The organism is Corynebacterium sp. HMSC055G02, from assembly GCF_001809065.1.
GTDB lineage: Bacteria > Actinomycetota > Actinomycetes > Mycobacteriales > Mycobacteriaceae > Corynebacterium > Corynebacterium jeikeium_D.
In genome coordinates, this window is the sequence record NZ_KV795637.1 from 39505 (window position 1) to 52879 (window position 13375).

15 protein-coding genes are annotated in these 13375 nt (G+C 57.0%); 10 read left to right on the top strand and 5 right to left on the bottom strand.

Annotated elements, in window-relative coordinates; genetic code table 11:
* The first annotated feature begins 72 nt into the window (after positions 1–72).
* The gene (locus tag HMPREF2547_RS02820; protein WP_005509356.1) at positions 73–900 is read left to right on the top strand and encodes a PspA/IM30 family protein; all 828 of its coding nucleotides are present in this window, start codon (positions 73–75) and stop codon (positions 898–900) included.
* A 5-nt stretch (positions 901–905) separates the two neighbouring features.
* Here the strand turns inward: HMPREF2547_RS02820 and HMPREF2547_RS02825 are convergent, their stop codons facing one another.
* The 3 genes from HMPREF2547_RS02825 to HMPREF2547_RS02835 are packed head-to-tail and all read right to left on the bottom strand — an operon-like array spanning position 906 to position 2876.
* Positions 906–1526, bottom strand: a complete 621-nt coding sequence (locus HMPREF2547_RS02825) for an energy-coupling factor transporter transmembrane component T family protein (RefSeq protein WP_070604663.1) — start codon at positions 1524–1526, stop codon at positions 906–908.
* A complete protein-coding gene (locus HMPREF2547_RS02830; RefSeq protein WP_049170859.1) occupies positions 1523–2224 on the bottom strand; it encodes an energy-coupling factor ABC transporter ATP-binding protein in 702 nt (233 codons plus the stop codon). Before HMPREF2547_RS02830 ends, HMPREF2547_RS02825 begins: the two co-directional genes overlap by 4 nt.
* Positions 2225–2258: 34 nt before the next feature.
* Positions 2259–2876: a biotin transporter BioY gene (locus tag HMPREF2547_RS02835; RefSeq protein WP_049170862.1), complete on the bottom strand. Its 618-nt coding sequence runs from the start codon at positions 2874–2876 to the stop codon at positions 2259–2261.
* Positions 2877–2956: 80 nt separating this feature from the next.
* Between HMPREF2547_RS02835 and HMPREF2547_RS02840 the strand changes: the two genes are divergently transcribed.
* The 5 genes from HMPREF2547_RS02840 (at position 2957) to HMPREF2547_RS02860 (ending at position 7658) form a co-directional block, all read left to right on the top strand.
* On the top strand, positions 2957–3190 hold the full coding sequence (locus tag HMPREF2547_RS02840) for a DUF3046 domain-containing protein (RefSeq protein ID WP_005509697.1): 234 nt from the start codon (positions 2957–2959) through the stop codon (positions 3188–3190).
* Between the two features lie 316 nt (positions 3191–3506).
* A complete protein-coding gene (gene recA / locus HMPREF2547_RS02845) occupies positions 3507–4610 on the top strand; it encodes a recombinase RecA (RefSeq protein WP_049170952.1) in 1104 nt (367 codons plus the stop codon).
* Positions 4611–4653: 43 nt separating this feature from the next.
* Positions 4654–5262 (top strand): regulatory protein RecX, encoded by a 609-nt coding sequence (locus HMPREF2547_RS02850; protein ID WP_070566274.1) that lies wholly within the window; start codon positions 4654–4656, stop codon positions 5260–5262.
* A 106-nt stretch (positions 5263–5368) separates the two neighbouring features.
* Complete coding sequence (miaB, locus tag HMPREF2547_RS02855) at positions 5369–6916, top strand: tRNA (N6-isopentenyl adenosine(37)-C2)-methylthiotransferase MiaB (protein ID WP_070604665.1); 1548 nt, start codon at positions 5369–5371, stop codon at positions 6914–6916.
* Positions 6909–7658 carry an Rv2732c family membrane protein gene (locus HMPREF2547_RS02860; protein WP_224433130.1) on the top strand — a complete coding sequence of 250 codons (750 nt, stop codon included), beginning with the start codon at positions 6909–6911 and terminating at the stop codon, positions 7656–7658. The genes miaB and HMPREF2547_RS02860 overlap by 8 nt, the downstream gene beginning before the upstream one ends.
* Positions 7659–7822: 164 nt before the next feature.
* Here the strand turns inward: HMPREF2547_RS02860 and HMPREF2547_RS02865 are convergent, their stop codons facing one another.
* Positions 7823–9187, bottom strand: a complete 1365-nt coding sequence (locus tag HMPREF2547_RS02865; protein WP_070604666.1) for a DUF349 domain-containing protein — start codon at positions 9185–9187, stop codon at positions 7823–7825.
* 161 nt (positions 9188–9348) lie between these two features.
* Between HMPREF2547_RS02865 and HMPREF2547_RS02870 the strand changes: the two genes are divergently transcribed.
* From HMPREF2547_RS02870 to dapF, 3 genes are read left to right on the top strand one after another with little or no spacing between them, the layout of a single operon-like run.
* Complete coding sequence (locus HMPREF2547_RS02870) at positions 9349–10053, top strand: hypothetical protein (protein ID WP_070546958.1); 705 nt, start codon at positions 9349–9351, stop codon at positions 10051–10053.
* Between the two features lie 43 nt (positions 10054–10096).
* Positions 10097–11023 (top strand): tRNA (adenosine(37)-N6)-dimethylallyltransferase MiaA, encoded by a 927-nt coding sequence (miaA, locus tag HMPREF2547_RS02875; RefSeq protein ID WP_370546255.1) that lies wholly within the window; start codon positions 10097–10099, stop codon positions 11021–11023.
* A gap of 31 nt (positions 11024–11054) precedes the next feature.
* Positions 11055–11978, top strand: coding sequence for a diaminopimelate epimerase (gene dapF / locus HMPREF2547_RS02880; protein ID WP_049193014.1), 924 nt, complete (start codon positions 11055–11057; stop codon positions 11976–11978).
* Between the two features lie 60 nt (positions 11979–12038).
* Here the strand turns inward: dapF and HMPREF2547_RS02885 are convergent, their stop codons facing one another.
* Entirely contained in the window at positions 12039–12818 is a 780-nt protein-coding gene (locus HMPREF2547_RS02885; protein ID WP_049189638.1) for a hypothetical protein, read from the bottom strand.
* 280 nt (positions 12819–13098) lie between these two features.
* Between HMPREF2547_RS02885 and HMPREF2547_RS10575 the strand changes: the two genes are divergently transcribed.
* Positions 13099–13356, top strand: coding sequence for a FeoA family protein (locus tag HMPREF2547_RS10575; protein WP_016422620.1), 258 nt, complete (start codon positions 13099–13101; stop codon positions 13354–13356).
* Positions 13357–13375 lie beyond the last annotated feature (19 nt).

Sequence of the window (13375 nt, forward strand, 5' to 3'; positions counted from 1 at the left end):
GTTAAGATTGGGTGCGCGATAAGCACAGACCTGCTTTGAGGTAGTTGCAATAAGAAAGGTGTATGGGACGCTATGGCTAATCCATTTGTAAAGCTGTGGAATTACTTGATGGCCGCTTTTGATTCCAAGATTGAGGAAAACGCTGATCCGAAGGTGCAGATTCAGCAGGCTATCGAGGATGCTCAGCGGCAGCACCAGGAACTATCGCAGCAGGCAGCGGCGGTGATTGGTAATCAGCGCCAGCTGGAAATGCGCCTTAACCGTCAGCTCGCTGAGATTGAGAAGCTGCAGGGGAACACTCGTCAGGCATTGCAGCTCGCTGACAAGGCTCGTGCTGAGGGGGATACTGCCAAGGCTACGGAGTATGAGAACGCAGCTGAGGCTTTCGCAGCTCAGTTGGTTACTGCTGAGCAGTCGGTAGAAGATTTGAAGGCTCTGCACGATCAGTCGCTGCAGCAGGCGGCTCAGGCTAAGAAGGCCGTCGAGCGTAATTCCATGCAGCTGCAGCAGAAGGTCGCGGAGCGCGCAAAGCTCCTCAGCCAGCTGGAGCAAGCAAAGATGCAGGAGAAAGTCTCTGAGTCCCTGCAGTCGATGAATCAGATTTCTTCGGGGGCTACACCTAATCTGGATCAGGTTCGTGACAAGATTGAGCGTCGTTACGCTAACGCTCTTGGTCAGGCCGAGCTAGCTCAGAACTCGGTTCAGGGGCGTATGGCTGAGGTAGAGGCCGCAGGCGTTCAGCTTGCTGGGCACTCTCGCCTGGAGCAAATCCGCGCAGAAATGAACGGTGGCAACGAGCTCTCTGGTGGCGAGGCTCAGAAGTCCATCGAGGGAAGCGCTGCCTCCAACGTTGACCCTGCTGTTGCTGAGCGCATGCGCCAGCTGCGTGAGGGCAATTAATTCTCCTACTCACCTTCACCACGTGCGATTAGCGAATCACCCATTGCCTTCGAGCGATTAATGGTTCGGATGACCACAGGTACGCCGAAGGCAATGATTGAGCCGGCAGCCCCTCGTGCTTTTCGAGCCTCCAGTACCTCGGCAGCGGCCATAACCTGAAGCGGAATCATACGCAGCGTCAGCGATAGTGCGAGCGCGATGGTGTCGACTGGTAGGCCGAAACGGGCGAACGGCTGCATCGCAGTGGTCAAAGTATCCATGATGTCGCTGACGCGGGTCGTCAGCGTTAGCAATATTGCCGCTGCGATTGCGGCGAGAAGCGCGAGGAAGGTCGTCAGCGCTTGCTCACCCCCGGCGCGCCACCACAGGAGAAGCGAAAGCAGCGCCAAAATGACTACGGCTCCACGGAGCTGTCGGAAAGCAACCATTGGTGGCACCTTGGCCACCGCATAAGCGAGGGTGACAATTGCCAGGGCAATCGCCCCGCCTAGCCAGGTATCCACGAGAATCCCGGTGAGCAATAAAAATGCGATGACAATGATGAGTTTGGGGGCCGTCGGGAGCCTGTGCGCAGGCGACTTATGGTTGAGGTAAAGCCCTAACGGGACATCGGCTGGATGAATCATGAGCGGCCTTCTTCCGCACGAGTCATATCGCTGACGTATCGGTCAATAACTTCCTTCGGCGCACCGTCGTCGACGATTTCTCCTGCGCTTACACGGATAACTCGGTCGAAGTCCATAAGAAAATCCAGATCATGAGTGACCACGATAATTTGCTGCTCAAGCTGGGCGAAAATACTCCGAATGTGGAGACGATTGCGCAAGTCGAGGAGCGTAGTGGGCTCATCGGCAATAATGGTCGTGGGATTAAGAATTAACACTGCCGCCAGCGCCAGTAGCTGTTTTTGTCCACCCGAGAGCAAGTGTGGCGAGGCGTCAGCATGATCGGCAAGCCCAAACCGCTCGAGGGCTTCCTGCACCAGCTGGTTGCGCTCATCCTTTGGTAGTTTTCGCTTGCGTAGTGAAAAGGCAATGTCCTCTGCGACTGTAGGCATCACAATTTGATTATCCGCATCAGAAAAGATGAAGCCGACATTCTTGCGAATTGCCTTTGCCTGCTTTGCGACATTCATGCCCTCATACGTGACCGTGCCACCAGTGACCGGGCCCAGGCCGTTAATGAGTCGCACCAGCGTGGACTTACCGCCACCGTTTTCGCCGATAATGCCAATGCGCTTCTCTGTGAGAGTTAGCGTGGTCGGCTTCAGTATCTGGCGTCCCGAATAGGTTGCGGAAGCGCGGTCAAAAGCGATGGTGGGCATAGTGCGACTCGAGACCCTTTCTAATTCTGTGGGGTTAATTGCCCGAGGTGGCTGCTTCCTTAACCAAACGACTTTGCTTACGGTTGGCAGCGTCGGGAAGCAAATCAGGGAAAGCCTGCAGTACTGCAGTAGCAATAAGCGCGGCTACGACAACCTTTGCCACGTCGCCTGGGATAAACGGGACGTTGGTAATCAGTGCGTCGGTGAAGCTAAGTCCCATACGCCAAGCCAATCCGACAGATCCGAAGAAGTACTGTAGTAGAACTCCAACGAGGCCCGCGCCGATGAAGACGCTGATTCGTGAAACTTTCGCCCGTGGTGCTTGCTGGGCAATCGCGCCGATTGCGAAACCTGCAATTAAGTAGCCGACAATGTAGCCCACGGTAGGGCCGGGAAGTGCGGCGAGAAGTGGTTTCCAGCCCGCCATGTTTGGGACGCCCACGAGACCAACAGCCAGGAACAGGGTAGTGGCGAGGCCACCGCGTTTGAATCCGAGAATCATCCCGGCCAGTGCGATGCCCATGTTCTGTAGCACGATTGGCACGCCGAGGCCGCCAACGGGAATGGCAATGCCGCCGAGCACGATAATCAGTGCTGCGAAAGCAGCGATAAGAGTGAGGTCATACACCTTGGAATTATTCACAGCTCTCATCTTAAACCCATGGGTTGAGCACTGTTCAGGCAGGGGAGCGGGGATTAGGTTATGAAAAGAGGGTGGCCAGGTAGGTATCAGTGACAGGTATCTTGTACGTTGGTCTCATGCGATTGGCCGATTTTCACAACTTCGTCAACCACGAATTTGGGCCTCAGCACGGCCCGTGGCTGTTGCATTCCCACGTACTGATGGAATATGGAAAAACTCCCGCGGAATTGCTCGAGGACGGGGTCGAACCTCGGGATATCTGGTGGGCGCTGTGTAGGGAACACGATATTCCCGAAGACCGCTGGTACGGTCCTGACGAATAGGTTCCGGCGTAGACGACGGTGAATGCTTGCCGACGGCTCTTGCGTGTCGTTGCCATTCGAACAGGGTTTCGCATATTATCGAAAGTGCTGATGAAGTCAATCCGTCTGATTCGGTATAACTTCCGGGTGTAACCGGCAGTAGAGGTGTCGCGGACCAATTTGGAACCGGAACGGCTAGTTTCGCGCCTAATTAAGTGTGAGCGAAGTTTCTGTTTTGGATGAAAATCGGGAGACACATTCTCTGAGTACGGCTCCAGAACCCGATACCGTACGCGACAATGACCGCGACAATGACAATGAGGAAGAACAACGAACTATGGCTCGTAAGAAGGCTACGGCTTCGAACCAGGGCAATGATCGCCTGAAGGCGCTCGATGTAGCTCTGGCGAATATTGAGAAGGACTTTGGTAAGGGTGCAGTTATGCGCCTGGGGGACGACAATCGTCCTCCAATTCAGGTTATTCCCTCCGGCAATATCGCTATCGACGTGGCCTTGGGCCTGGGCGGGTTCCCGCGTGGTCGTATCGTAGAAATCTATGGTCCAGAATCCTCGGGTAAGACCACAGTCGCACTGCATGCTATTGCAGAGGCGCAGCGGCAGGGCGGTATTGCCGCATTTATTGATGCGGAGCATGCGCTGGATCCGGTTTATGCGCGCAAGCTTGGAGTAGATACGGACAACCTTCTGGTATCCCAACCAGATACCGGTGAGCAGGCACTTGAGATCACAGATATGTTGGTGCGTTCCGGTGCTATTGACATCATTGTGGTTGACTCGGTGGCCGCGTTGACTCCGAAGGCTGAAATCGACGGTGAAATGGGCGATTCCCACGTTGGTCTGCAGGCGCGGTTGATGAGTCAGGCGCTGCGCAAGATGACGGGTGCGCTGTCCCACACCGGTACCACTGCCATCTTCATTAACCAGCTGCGTGAAAAGATTGGCGTCATGTTCGGCTCTCCTGAGACCACCACGGGTGGTAAAGCACTGAAGTTCTACGCTTCCGTTCGCTGTGACGTACGCCGAATTCAGACGTTGAAGGACGGCCAGGATGCGGTGGGTAACCGCACGCGCTTGAAGGTAGTCAAGAACAAGGTGTCGCCGCCGTTCAAGCAGGCAGAGTTTGACATCATCTACGGCGAGGGCATTTCGCGTGAGGGCTCGTTGATTGACATGGGCGTTGATAACGGCATTGTCAAGAAGTCCGGTTCGTGGTTTACCTACGAGGGCGATCAGTTGGGTCAGGGCAAGGAAAAGGCTCGTATGCACCTGCGCGAGAATCCAGAAATTGCCCAGGAAATCGAAGTCAAGATCAAGAAGAAGCTCGGTGTCGGGGAATTCGCGGAGGTCGAGGACGAGACCGATATCGATGCCCCTGTCGATGTCGTGCCGGACATCGACTTCGATGATTTGGAAGACTAGCTAGCTCGAGGCGTAGTGCCGCGACACACGAAAAGTGAGGACCGTGGAGGATCGTAACGGCCGCGATGTGCGGGAGACTATCGAAAAGCTTGCTCAGCAAATTGCGGAAGCTGACGGTAGTTCGCTCTACGATGCGGGTCGTGAGGAATCCAAGGCCCCGATTCGTGCTAAGGCACTGCGCTTGCTCGATCAGCGAATGCGTTCCCGCAAGGAACTCGTAGAAAGGCTCGAGGCAGTCGAGGAGTTTCCAACCTCGATGATTGAAGAAGTCGTTGATGACCTGACCCGAAGTGGATTGGTTAACGACGAGCTTTTCGCATCCGAATGGGTGCGGCAGCGCTTTGCCAGTCGTGGCAAGTCGAAGATGGTTTTGAACCGGGAGCTGCAGAAAAAGGGCATTGATGCTTCGCTTCGTGCAGATGCGTTGGAGCAGATTACGCACAACGCGGAAGAAGAAGTCGCCCGGAAGCTAGCGGCGAAGAAAGCGGCCACTATTAAAACAGTGGCGCCTGACTTCAACTCCAAGCAAAAGGATTTACGCAAAGTCGTCGGTGTGCTGGCGCGGCGCGGTTTCCCCTCTGAATTGTCCATGAGCATTGCTCGGGATCAGTTAGAAGAGCGATACCGAGAACTTGAAGAGGACACAGATTAGCGCCGGTGCCACCACACGCCGGATTAGCACGCCGGCTGCGGACCGGTCAGGTTTAAAGGGATCGCTGATTGGGGAAATGGGCCATAAACAGCTAACCTAAACTGCCGTGACTACCCCTTCTTTGAACTCTCAGCAGCAGTCTTCGCCTCGCACATATGAGGTACGTACGTTCGGTTGTCAGATGAACGTCCATGACTCGGAACGACTGTCTGGCTTGCTGGAAGAAAACGGTTATGTAGCGGCTGCAGAAGGCGAGAATCCTGATCTGGTCGTTTTCAACACCTGTGCCGTTCGAGAGAATGCGGACAATCGCCTTTATGGCACGTTGGGACAGCTCAAACCAGTCAAGGATGCTCACCCAGGCATGCAGATTGCCGTCGGTGGCTGCTTGGCCCAGAAGGATAAGGACGTCGTCGTAAAGAAGGCCCCATGGGTGGACGTCGTCTTCGGTACACATAACTTGGGTTCGTTGCCAGCACTGTTGGAACGCGCCGCCCATAATGACCGGGCTGAAGTCGAGATTAAGGATGCTCTGGAAGAATTTCCCTCGGTGCTGCCGGCCAAGCGCGAATCCACTTACGCAGGTTGGGTGAGTATCTCCGTAGGCTGCAATAACACGTGCACCTTCTGCATCGTCCCCAGTTTGCGTGGTAAGGAACGCGATCGTCGTCCAGGCGAGATTCTCGCTGAGGTGCAGGCACTCGTGGAGCAGGGCGTTACTGACGTCACCCTCCTCGGTCAGAATGTCAACGCCTATGGCGTTAACTTCGCCGACCCTGACATGGAACGCGACCGCTCGGCTTTTTCCAAGTTGCTGCGCGCCTGCGGCCAGATTGAAGGGTTGGAACGTGTGCGCTTTACGTCTCCGCACCCAGCTGAGTTCACCGATGATGTCATCGACGCCATGGCGGAGACACCGAACGTGGTTCATCAGTTGCACATGCCACTACAGTCCGGTTCTGACCGAGTGCTGAAAGACATGCGCCGTTCCTACCGCACCAAGAAATTCCTGGGAATTCTGGAGAAGGTTAGGGAAAAAATGCCGGATGCGGCCATTACCACTGACATCATTGTCGGCTTCCCAGGCGAGACTGAAGAGGACTTCCAGCAAACTCTCGACGTGGTGGAAAAGGCTCGCTTTAGCTCGGCTTTCACCTTCCAATACTCGCCTCGCCCGGGAACTCCGGCGGCGACCATGACTGATCAGGTTCCACCAGAGGTTGTGAAGGAACGCTATGGCCGTCTGTTAGCGCTTCAAGAGCGCATTTCCGAGGAAGAAAACGCCAAGCTAGTCGGTAGGGAAGTAGAGCTGCTGGTCAGCCAGTCCGATGGCCGTAAAAATGCGGAGACTCATCGCATGTCTGGTCGTAGTCGGGATGGCCGCCTGGTGCACTTCAGCCCGTCGGAAAGCGAACCAGGCATCGTCGACCGCAAGATTCGCCCAGGTGATTACGTGACAGTACGCGTGACCGACTCCGCACCGCACTTCCTCATTGCTGACTCCGGTGTGCTCACACACCGCCGCACTAAGGCGGGGGATAATGTAGAGGTCGGCCAGACTCCGACGACCGCGCCGATCGGAGTTGGTCTGGGCTTGCCAAAGATTGGGCGCCCGGAGAAAACGAGTGTAAGTGAGGGATGCGGCTGTGAGTAGTGACAAGGCTTCGCCGGAAAGTGATATGGAATCCACTAGCGAGCAGTCGGTGGAATCCGCGCAGGCGTTGCGGGTTCAGGAGCGCAAGGCCGCTGGCGAGCTGGATCTCGGCCGTGCGGTGATTCCGATGATGGTTGCCGTCATCGGCCTCATTACGAGTTTCTTCCTTCCGCACTCTGGCGTCGTTTTGGGCTTTGATGTGTTGCTGGATACGGATGTTGCGCATCAGTACTTCACGACTCGACCGGAGCGAATTTACTCCATTCTCGTGGTGGTAGGTGTCTTGCTAGCTATTGCCACGCTGATTACGCGGACGACGATTCTCGCATTCGTCACCTGGTTTTTTGCCTGTATTCAGATGGTCTACTCAGTCTTCGCTGGCTGGATGCGTCAGTCTCGTCCACAGGAACTGGCCGGCGAGGGTATTTCTTTCGGCCTGATGCTCGGTATTTTCTGCAGTTTTCTACTGGCCATCTCCGTGACTTTCATCGCTTTCCGACGTAGTAAGGAGCAGCTCGCAATCGCGACGAAACGTCGCAAGCACGCTGACACCGATCCGGTACTGCGCGCGCAGCAGGTTTACCTGCGGGCGGGCCTGACACCGAATACGACAACGGATGTTGAGGTCGTCGACGACCGCCGTGAACGTGCTCGCCGACGCAATCGCGGCCAGCAGGGCAGTAGTGCGGACAATGTCTCTCAGCAGACCGGCGAACAGGACGAACAGGTCAGCGACGAGTAGTGAGACTTTTTAACTAGCGCAGTAAGTAAGGGGCTCTCTTCCACTCCGGAAGAGAGCCCCTTACTTTTAACCATCGACGCGTTGCCAGCGCGTAGCTGAGCCAGGATTCTGTTGCGGACGCCGGAGAGCGAGAACATGCTTCCCCGACACACAACTAGCTTCTGTTAGAGCTCCTTGAGAGTCTCCGCGGCCTGCTCTGCCCACTGTCGCCACTGTTCGGCCTGCTCCCGAGCCTTGGCGGCCTGAGAAGCCTTGCCCTTCGCCTCGAGTTCGGCGGCCTTCTGCTCAAACTCCGCTGCGCGGTTGGCGAACTGCTGGACGCGAGCCTGTGCTTCGGGGTCGGTACGGCGCCACTGCGAATCGGCAGCATCGGAGACGCGCTTTTCCAGTGCGCCAATGCGGTTTTCATACTCACGCACACGACCACGCGGCACAAAGCCGATGGCCTCCCATTTCTCCTGCAACTGACGCAGTTCGTTGCGAGCGTGATCGAGGCCCTTGGACGGATCAATGCGGTCTTCGTATTCAGCCAGCAGTGCGTCCTTGGCCGCAGCGTTTTCCTCGAACTCCTTGTCTCGAGCTTCGTTGACCGCGTTGCGAGCACCAAAGAACTCATCCTGGGCGGCCTTGAACTGCGCCCACAGCTTGTCATCGACCTCGCGTGGGGCTCGACCAGCGGCCTTCCACTCAGCCATCAGGTCACGGAAGGCAGCAGCGGTGCCACCCCAATCAGTGGAGGTCTTCAGGGCCTCAGCTCGCTCAATGATGTCCTCCTTAACGCGGCGAGCAGCCGCACGGTTGCGGTCCAGTTCCGCAAAATGGGCACCGCGGCGGCGGTTGAAAGAATCACGCGCGCGAGAGTAACGGCGCCAGAGTTGATCATCAGTTTTGCGGTCGATGCCGCGAATCTGCTTCCACTCCGTGAGAATCTCGCGGATACGGTCGCCGGCGACCTTCCACTCGGTGGAGTTCTCTGCGAGCTCCTCGGCCTCTGCGGCGAGCTCTTCCTTACGTGCGATGGCGTTCTTACGGCGCTCTGCCTTGTCGTGAGCGACTTTCTCCTCTGCGACGTGGGAGGTGGCAATGACCTCTGCAAGGCGCTTATCCAGCGCATCGATATCGCCGAGAACCGTGGCGGTGGCAAGGCTCTCACGCAGTTCAACTGCGTTGTGAGAAATGGTCTTTGCCTCCTGCGGGTGGGAGACTACACGAGATTCCAGTAGCTCGACCTCGGTGGCCAGATCCTCGTAGCGCTTGCCGTAGTGGGCATAACCCTCTTCTACGGTGCCAGCCTGCCAGGAGCCAATATTGCGTTCGCCGGCGCTGGTGACCAGCCAAACAGTGCCGTCTTCGTCAATGCGGCCAAACTTCTTTGGATCATTGTGGACGGCATGTGCCACAGCGGCCGACCCCGCAGGCGCTGGAGTAGCTCCAGGGGCCTTACGATGAGCCGGCATTGCGCCTGGTCGAGGTCCCGGACGTGGACCCGGGCGTGGACCTGGCTTAGGGGAATTGCTGGTACCGGTCATAGTGGGTAAACCTCTTCCAATCTTCATGCAGAACTGCCGCGCGACACGGCTGCCATCAAACACTTACGGTATGTGCTCGAGTATCCCAAAAATTTTGGCACAGCGCGCGTAACACCGCCGGAATAAGGCATCGACTAGCCCCTCACGGTAGCGTTGAGGACGTGAATTCGCGTTTGCCTCGGCTTGTTATCGTTCCGCGTGCGCTCCTCATCGTCGAGGAGCTGGGTGGTTTTGCGCCCACCGCCACGGAATTGCGCCGTCATGCCCGTGAAACCGTCGCGACGCTGTGGACAGATGACGAACCCGGGGAGCCCGGCGCGGTCGCTATTATCACTGGCAGGATGCAGGCGAAGTCCCCGCACCAGACCAGCGCACCCGACAGTTTTTCTCCGTATGGGGTTGATGTCACGGTGTCAGGCGGAACCGAATTACCTGAGCTGCTGGGACGCTGGCTTATCGAAGACTACGCGCGACGGAATTCTGAAGGACCCACTGGCCGCGTCATTCAGGCAACGTGCTTCGACTCTATCGCTGAGGCACTCGCTGCCGGTCACACGCGTCTGCTTGTGCTTGTCGACGGCGCATTCGGCCTTGCGGACGATTCCCCGGTCGGCGTAATTGAAGGTGCAGCGGAGGTTGATGCGCTGTGCAGTCTAATTGCTGGTCAGGACTGCTCAAGCATTAACGTGGAAAATATTGTGTTTCCAGCTCCCGGCGCGTACGCGGCCGAGTTATGGCAGCAGCTGAGTAAAGCTGCTGAAAGCTGGACGGGGTCTGGAATGACCGTCGTAAAGCGTTCTTACTATGACAGGGCGCCTTACGGCATCGGTTACCACGTGGCCAGCTGGCAGTGTGTTGCGAAGTAAGAGCTCGCGTTTTTAGTTTTTGTGCAGGAGTGTGAACTGGGTAGTGACGGCTTTCGAGAGTGAGAGCTTGCCGGTGCCGATTGCGGTGGTAGGGCCGACGGCGTCGGGAAAGTCGGATTTGGGGCTGGTACTTGCGGAGCAGCTTGGCGGTGAGGTCGTTAATGTTGATTCGATGCAGCTCTATCGAGGAATGGATATCGGAACAGCGAAGCTGTCGGTGGACCAGCGGCGGGGGATTCCGCACCACCAACTCGATGTGCTGAACGTGACGCAGCCGGCGAGTGTGGCGACGTATCAGCGTGAGGCGGTCGCGGATGTTGAGGCCATTCGCGCGCGGGGGAAAGTCCCCATCCTTGTCGGCGGGTCGATGATGTATGTGCAGGCGTTGGTGGACGACTGGCAGTTCCCACCTACGGACCCTGAAGTACGTGCGAAGTGGGAGACAGTGCAGGACGAGATCGGTCCGGCGGCGTTGCATGATCGGCTGGCAGAGATTGATCCGGATGCGGCGGCAATTATTGAGACCAATGACCCGCGGCGCACCGTCCGCGCCCTGGAGGTCATCGAGCTCACGGGCAAACCTTTTGCAGCGTCGAAGCCGTCGATTGATAAGCCACCGCGGTGGAACACTCGCATATTGGGGTTGCGCACGCAGGCGGAATGGCTAAATCCGCGGATTGAACAGCGTACGCGGGGCATGTTTGCCGCTGGCCTGGTGGAAGAAACTGAGAGTTTGATTGCGCAAGGGTTGCGCGAAGGTGTGACCGCTAGTCGCGCGATCGGCTATGCGCAGGTGCTGGACTACTTCGATGGGGTTTACGACCTGGATACGGCTTGTGAACGCACGATTACTGGTACGCGCAGGTATGTGCGACGTCAGCGCTCCTGGTTCAACCGTGATCATCGGATCATGTGGCTAGACGCTGCCGGTGACGTGCCGGGACAGGCGTTTTCCGCACTTGGTCTGTAAGAGATTCGGACCTCCCGCTAGCATCAAGGGCATGGTTTCATTTGCCAAAGGCCACGGTACGCAAAACGATTTCTTGATTTTTCCAGATGATTTGGTGTCGATTGATTTGACCGAATCACTGGTCGCAGCAGTGTGCGATCGACAGCGAGGTCTTGGCGCTGACGGCGTCCTGCGGGTTGCCCGTGCGGGGAAACTCGTCGATGCCGGTGTTTTGGCGGCATTGCCGGAGGGCGTTAAAGCCGACGATTGGTTTATGGACTACCGCAATAGTGACGGTTCTATTGCCGAGATGTGCGGGAATGGTGTCCGCGTCTTTGCACACTATATTGCCGCGATTCACAGCCCGGACAGTGTCGTCGACGGAACTTTGCGGGTGGGCACTCGAGCAGGGCTGCGCGCTGTTTCGATTGATGAGCACAGCCGCAGGCACGCGGTCGTTGGGGTGGATATGGGCCAGCCGGAAGTCCTCGGCCTCGCTACTGCGTTCATTGGTTCGGGCAACAATGCCCAGAAATTCGCCGGGATTGGTGTCGACGTGGGAAATCCGCATTTGGCCTGCGTCATGCCTGGCCTAAATGCCGCCGCTCTGGCGGAGCTGGAATTGGAAGCGGCGGGTAGTGTCGCGAAGCCAGTGCGTGCCGACGAAGCCATGTTCCCGAACGGCCTCAATGTGGAAATTGTCACCCCGCTGGATGCCTGTGATTCGGTGTCCATGCGAGTAATTGAACGTGGAGTTGGTGAGACCCGCTCGTGTGGCACCGGTACGGTTGCGGCAGCTATTGCCGCGCTGGCCGATGCCGGCCGGACTGAGGGGGTTGTGACAGTCAAGGTGCCCGGCGGTGTGGTGACTGTGGATGTCCACAAGGCCAGCAATGCGGATGGGGACTTCTCGGCGACCTTGACCGGGCCGAGCGTGATTCACACGCTCGGCGATATTGAGCTGGAAGCCCTGTGACTGGTAGCTATTGCTGCAGGAGCACTAGCGGGGTAGTGGAAGCGGTGGGGAATCAGCGGACTAGTGTCCGCCGCAGCCACCGTCGCCACAACCACAGCCGCCATCGCCACAGCCGCCTCCGCAACCTTGAGGCGGAATGATCTCACCGGTCAGTGAGAAAGTACCGGAAACGACCATGCCTGGCTGGGGAGCTTCGTCGCCGCCGGGGACAAGTACGTCCATAGGAGTCGGCAGAGCAAGGTTGAGCACCCAGAACTTCTTGCCGGTTAGCTCATTGACATGCTTGCGGGAGTTATTGATAACACCAGCCAGTTTCACGGTTGCGCTAGGCGATGCCTTCCCGACCTGATCTCCGACAATTGCCTTAGCACCTTCGAAGTCCAATGTTGTCGGGGTTGCCCCGGTGCGCTTCTCGTACTCTTCGATGGATGCGTCGAGGGTGAAATCAGTTGCTAGAGCTGATAGCGCGACATGCTCAAAAGTCTGAGTTCCGGCATCAACAATCATTGGCCCCTGTGACAGCAGGCAGGTAGCGACCTCGATGACCTTGTCAAAGTTATCCGAGGAGGGATCATCCTCGACGATTTCCACGAGCGCCAAGACATCGTCCACGCTGGATACATGGGCAGTGACGGTCGGGCTGCCCGCGAAGCCGGCGTAGGTAGAAAATGGTTCAACACCCAGGATGTGCAGACGCGCACCAGAGGAATCTTCGAAACGGACCAGCTGGCCACCGCGGACCTCGCCGATGACCGACAGATTGTCACTAGCGATCGCGGCTTCCATCGCGTCTCGCCAGCTGGGGTAGTCCATGCCAATGCTTCGCAAGTCAGTAGTCATACTTTTCGATGATACTTCCCATATCTTCATCTGCGAACTAACGAATCGCACGTGAGCACATTGTGCTCTGGGGTACCTAGAAGCATTCCTGCACGCCGCGGCAACTATTCGGATGGGACTAACAATTCTGCCACGCTAAATAGGTAAAGGTTAAGTGTGGCATAAATAACTTTCCTTAGGTGTGCCGGGTTTATTCCATTTAGGCATGCCTAAGAGTAAGCTCATCTCTGTAAACACGATTTGCTTAGCTTAATTCTTATCTATATAAGCGAGGTTTCTCATGCTCGGATTGCGGTCTCGAAAACAGTCGGATGACATTCAGTCGCTTGCCGACGTCCCGGTGGGGGTAACCGTCACTCTGGGAGCGTCGCATGTGGATGAGCGCCTGTGCCGCAGGCTTTCGCAACTGGGGCTTCGCCCTGGAATGAGTGTCACTGTGGGACGGAGTACGAGCGGCGGTGGGCGAATCGTCCATGCTGGCGCAACGCGCTACGCCATCGATGCCAGCACGCTGCACAAGATGTCCGTCGTGGGTTAGGTCCCCTACATCTCTTTTC

Coding starts and splice junctions, on each gene's coding strand:
- HMPREF2547_RS02820 (WP_005509356.1), top strand. CDS start 73: ATGGCTAATCCATTTGTAAAGCTGTGGAATTACTTGATGGCCGCTTTT.
- HMPREF2547_RS02825 (WP_070604663.1), bottom strand. CDS start 1,526: ATGATTCATCCAGCCGATGTCCCGTTAGGGCTTTACCTCAACCATAAG.
- HMPREF2547_RS02830 (WP_049170859.1), bottom strand. CDS start 2,224: ATGCCCACCATCGCTTTTGACCGCGCTTCCGCAACCTATTCGGGACGC.
- HMPREF2547_RS02835 (WP_049170862.1), bottom strand. CDS start 2,876: ATGAGAGCTGTGAATAATTCCAAGGTGTATGACCTCACTCTTATCGCT.
- recA (WP_049170952.1), top strand. CDS start 3,507: ATGGCTCGTAAGAAGGCTACGGCTTCGAACCAGGGCAATGATCGCCTG.
- HMPREF2547_RS02865 (WP_070604666.1), bottom strand. CDS start 9,187: ATGACCGGTACCAGCAATTCCCCTAAGCCAGGTCCACGCCCGGGTCCA.
- dapF (WP_049193014.1), top strand. CDS start 11,055: ATGGTTTCATTTGCCAAAGGCCACGGTACGCAAAACGATTTCTTGATT.
- HMPREF2547_RS02885 (WP_049189638.1), bottom strand. CDS start 12,818: ATGACTACTGACTTGCGAAGCATTGGCATGGACTACCCCAGCTGGCGA.
- HMPREF2547_RS10575 (WP_016422620.1), top strand. CDS start 13,099: ATGCTCGGATTGCGGTCTCGAAAACAGTCGGATGACATTCAGTCGCTT.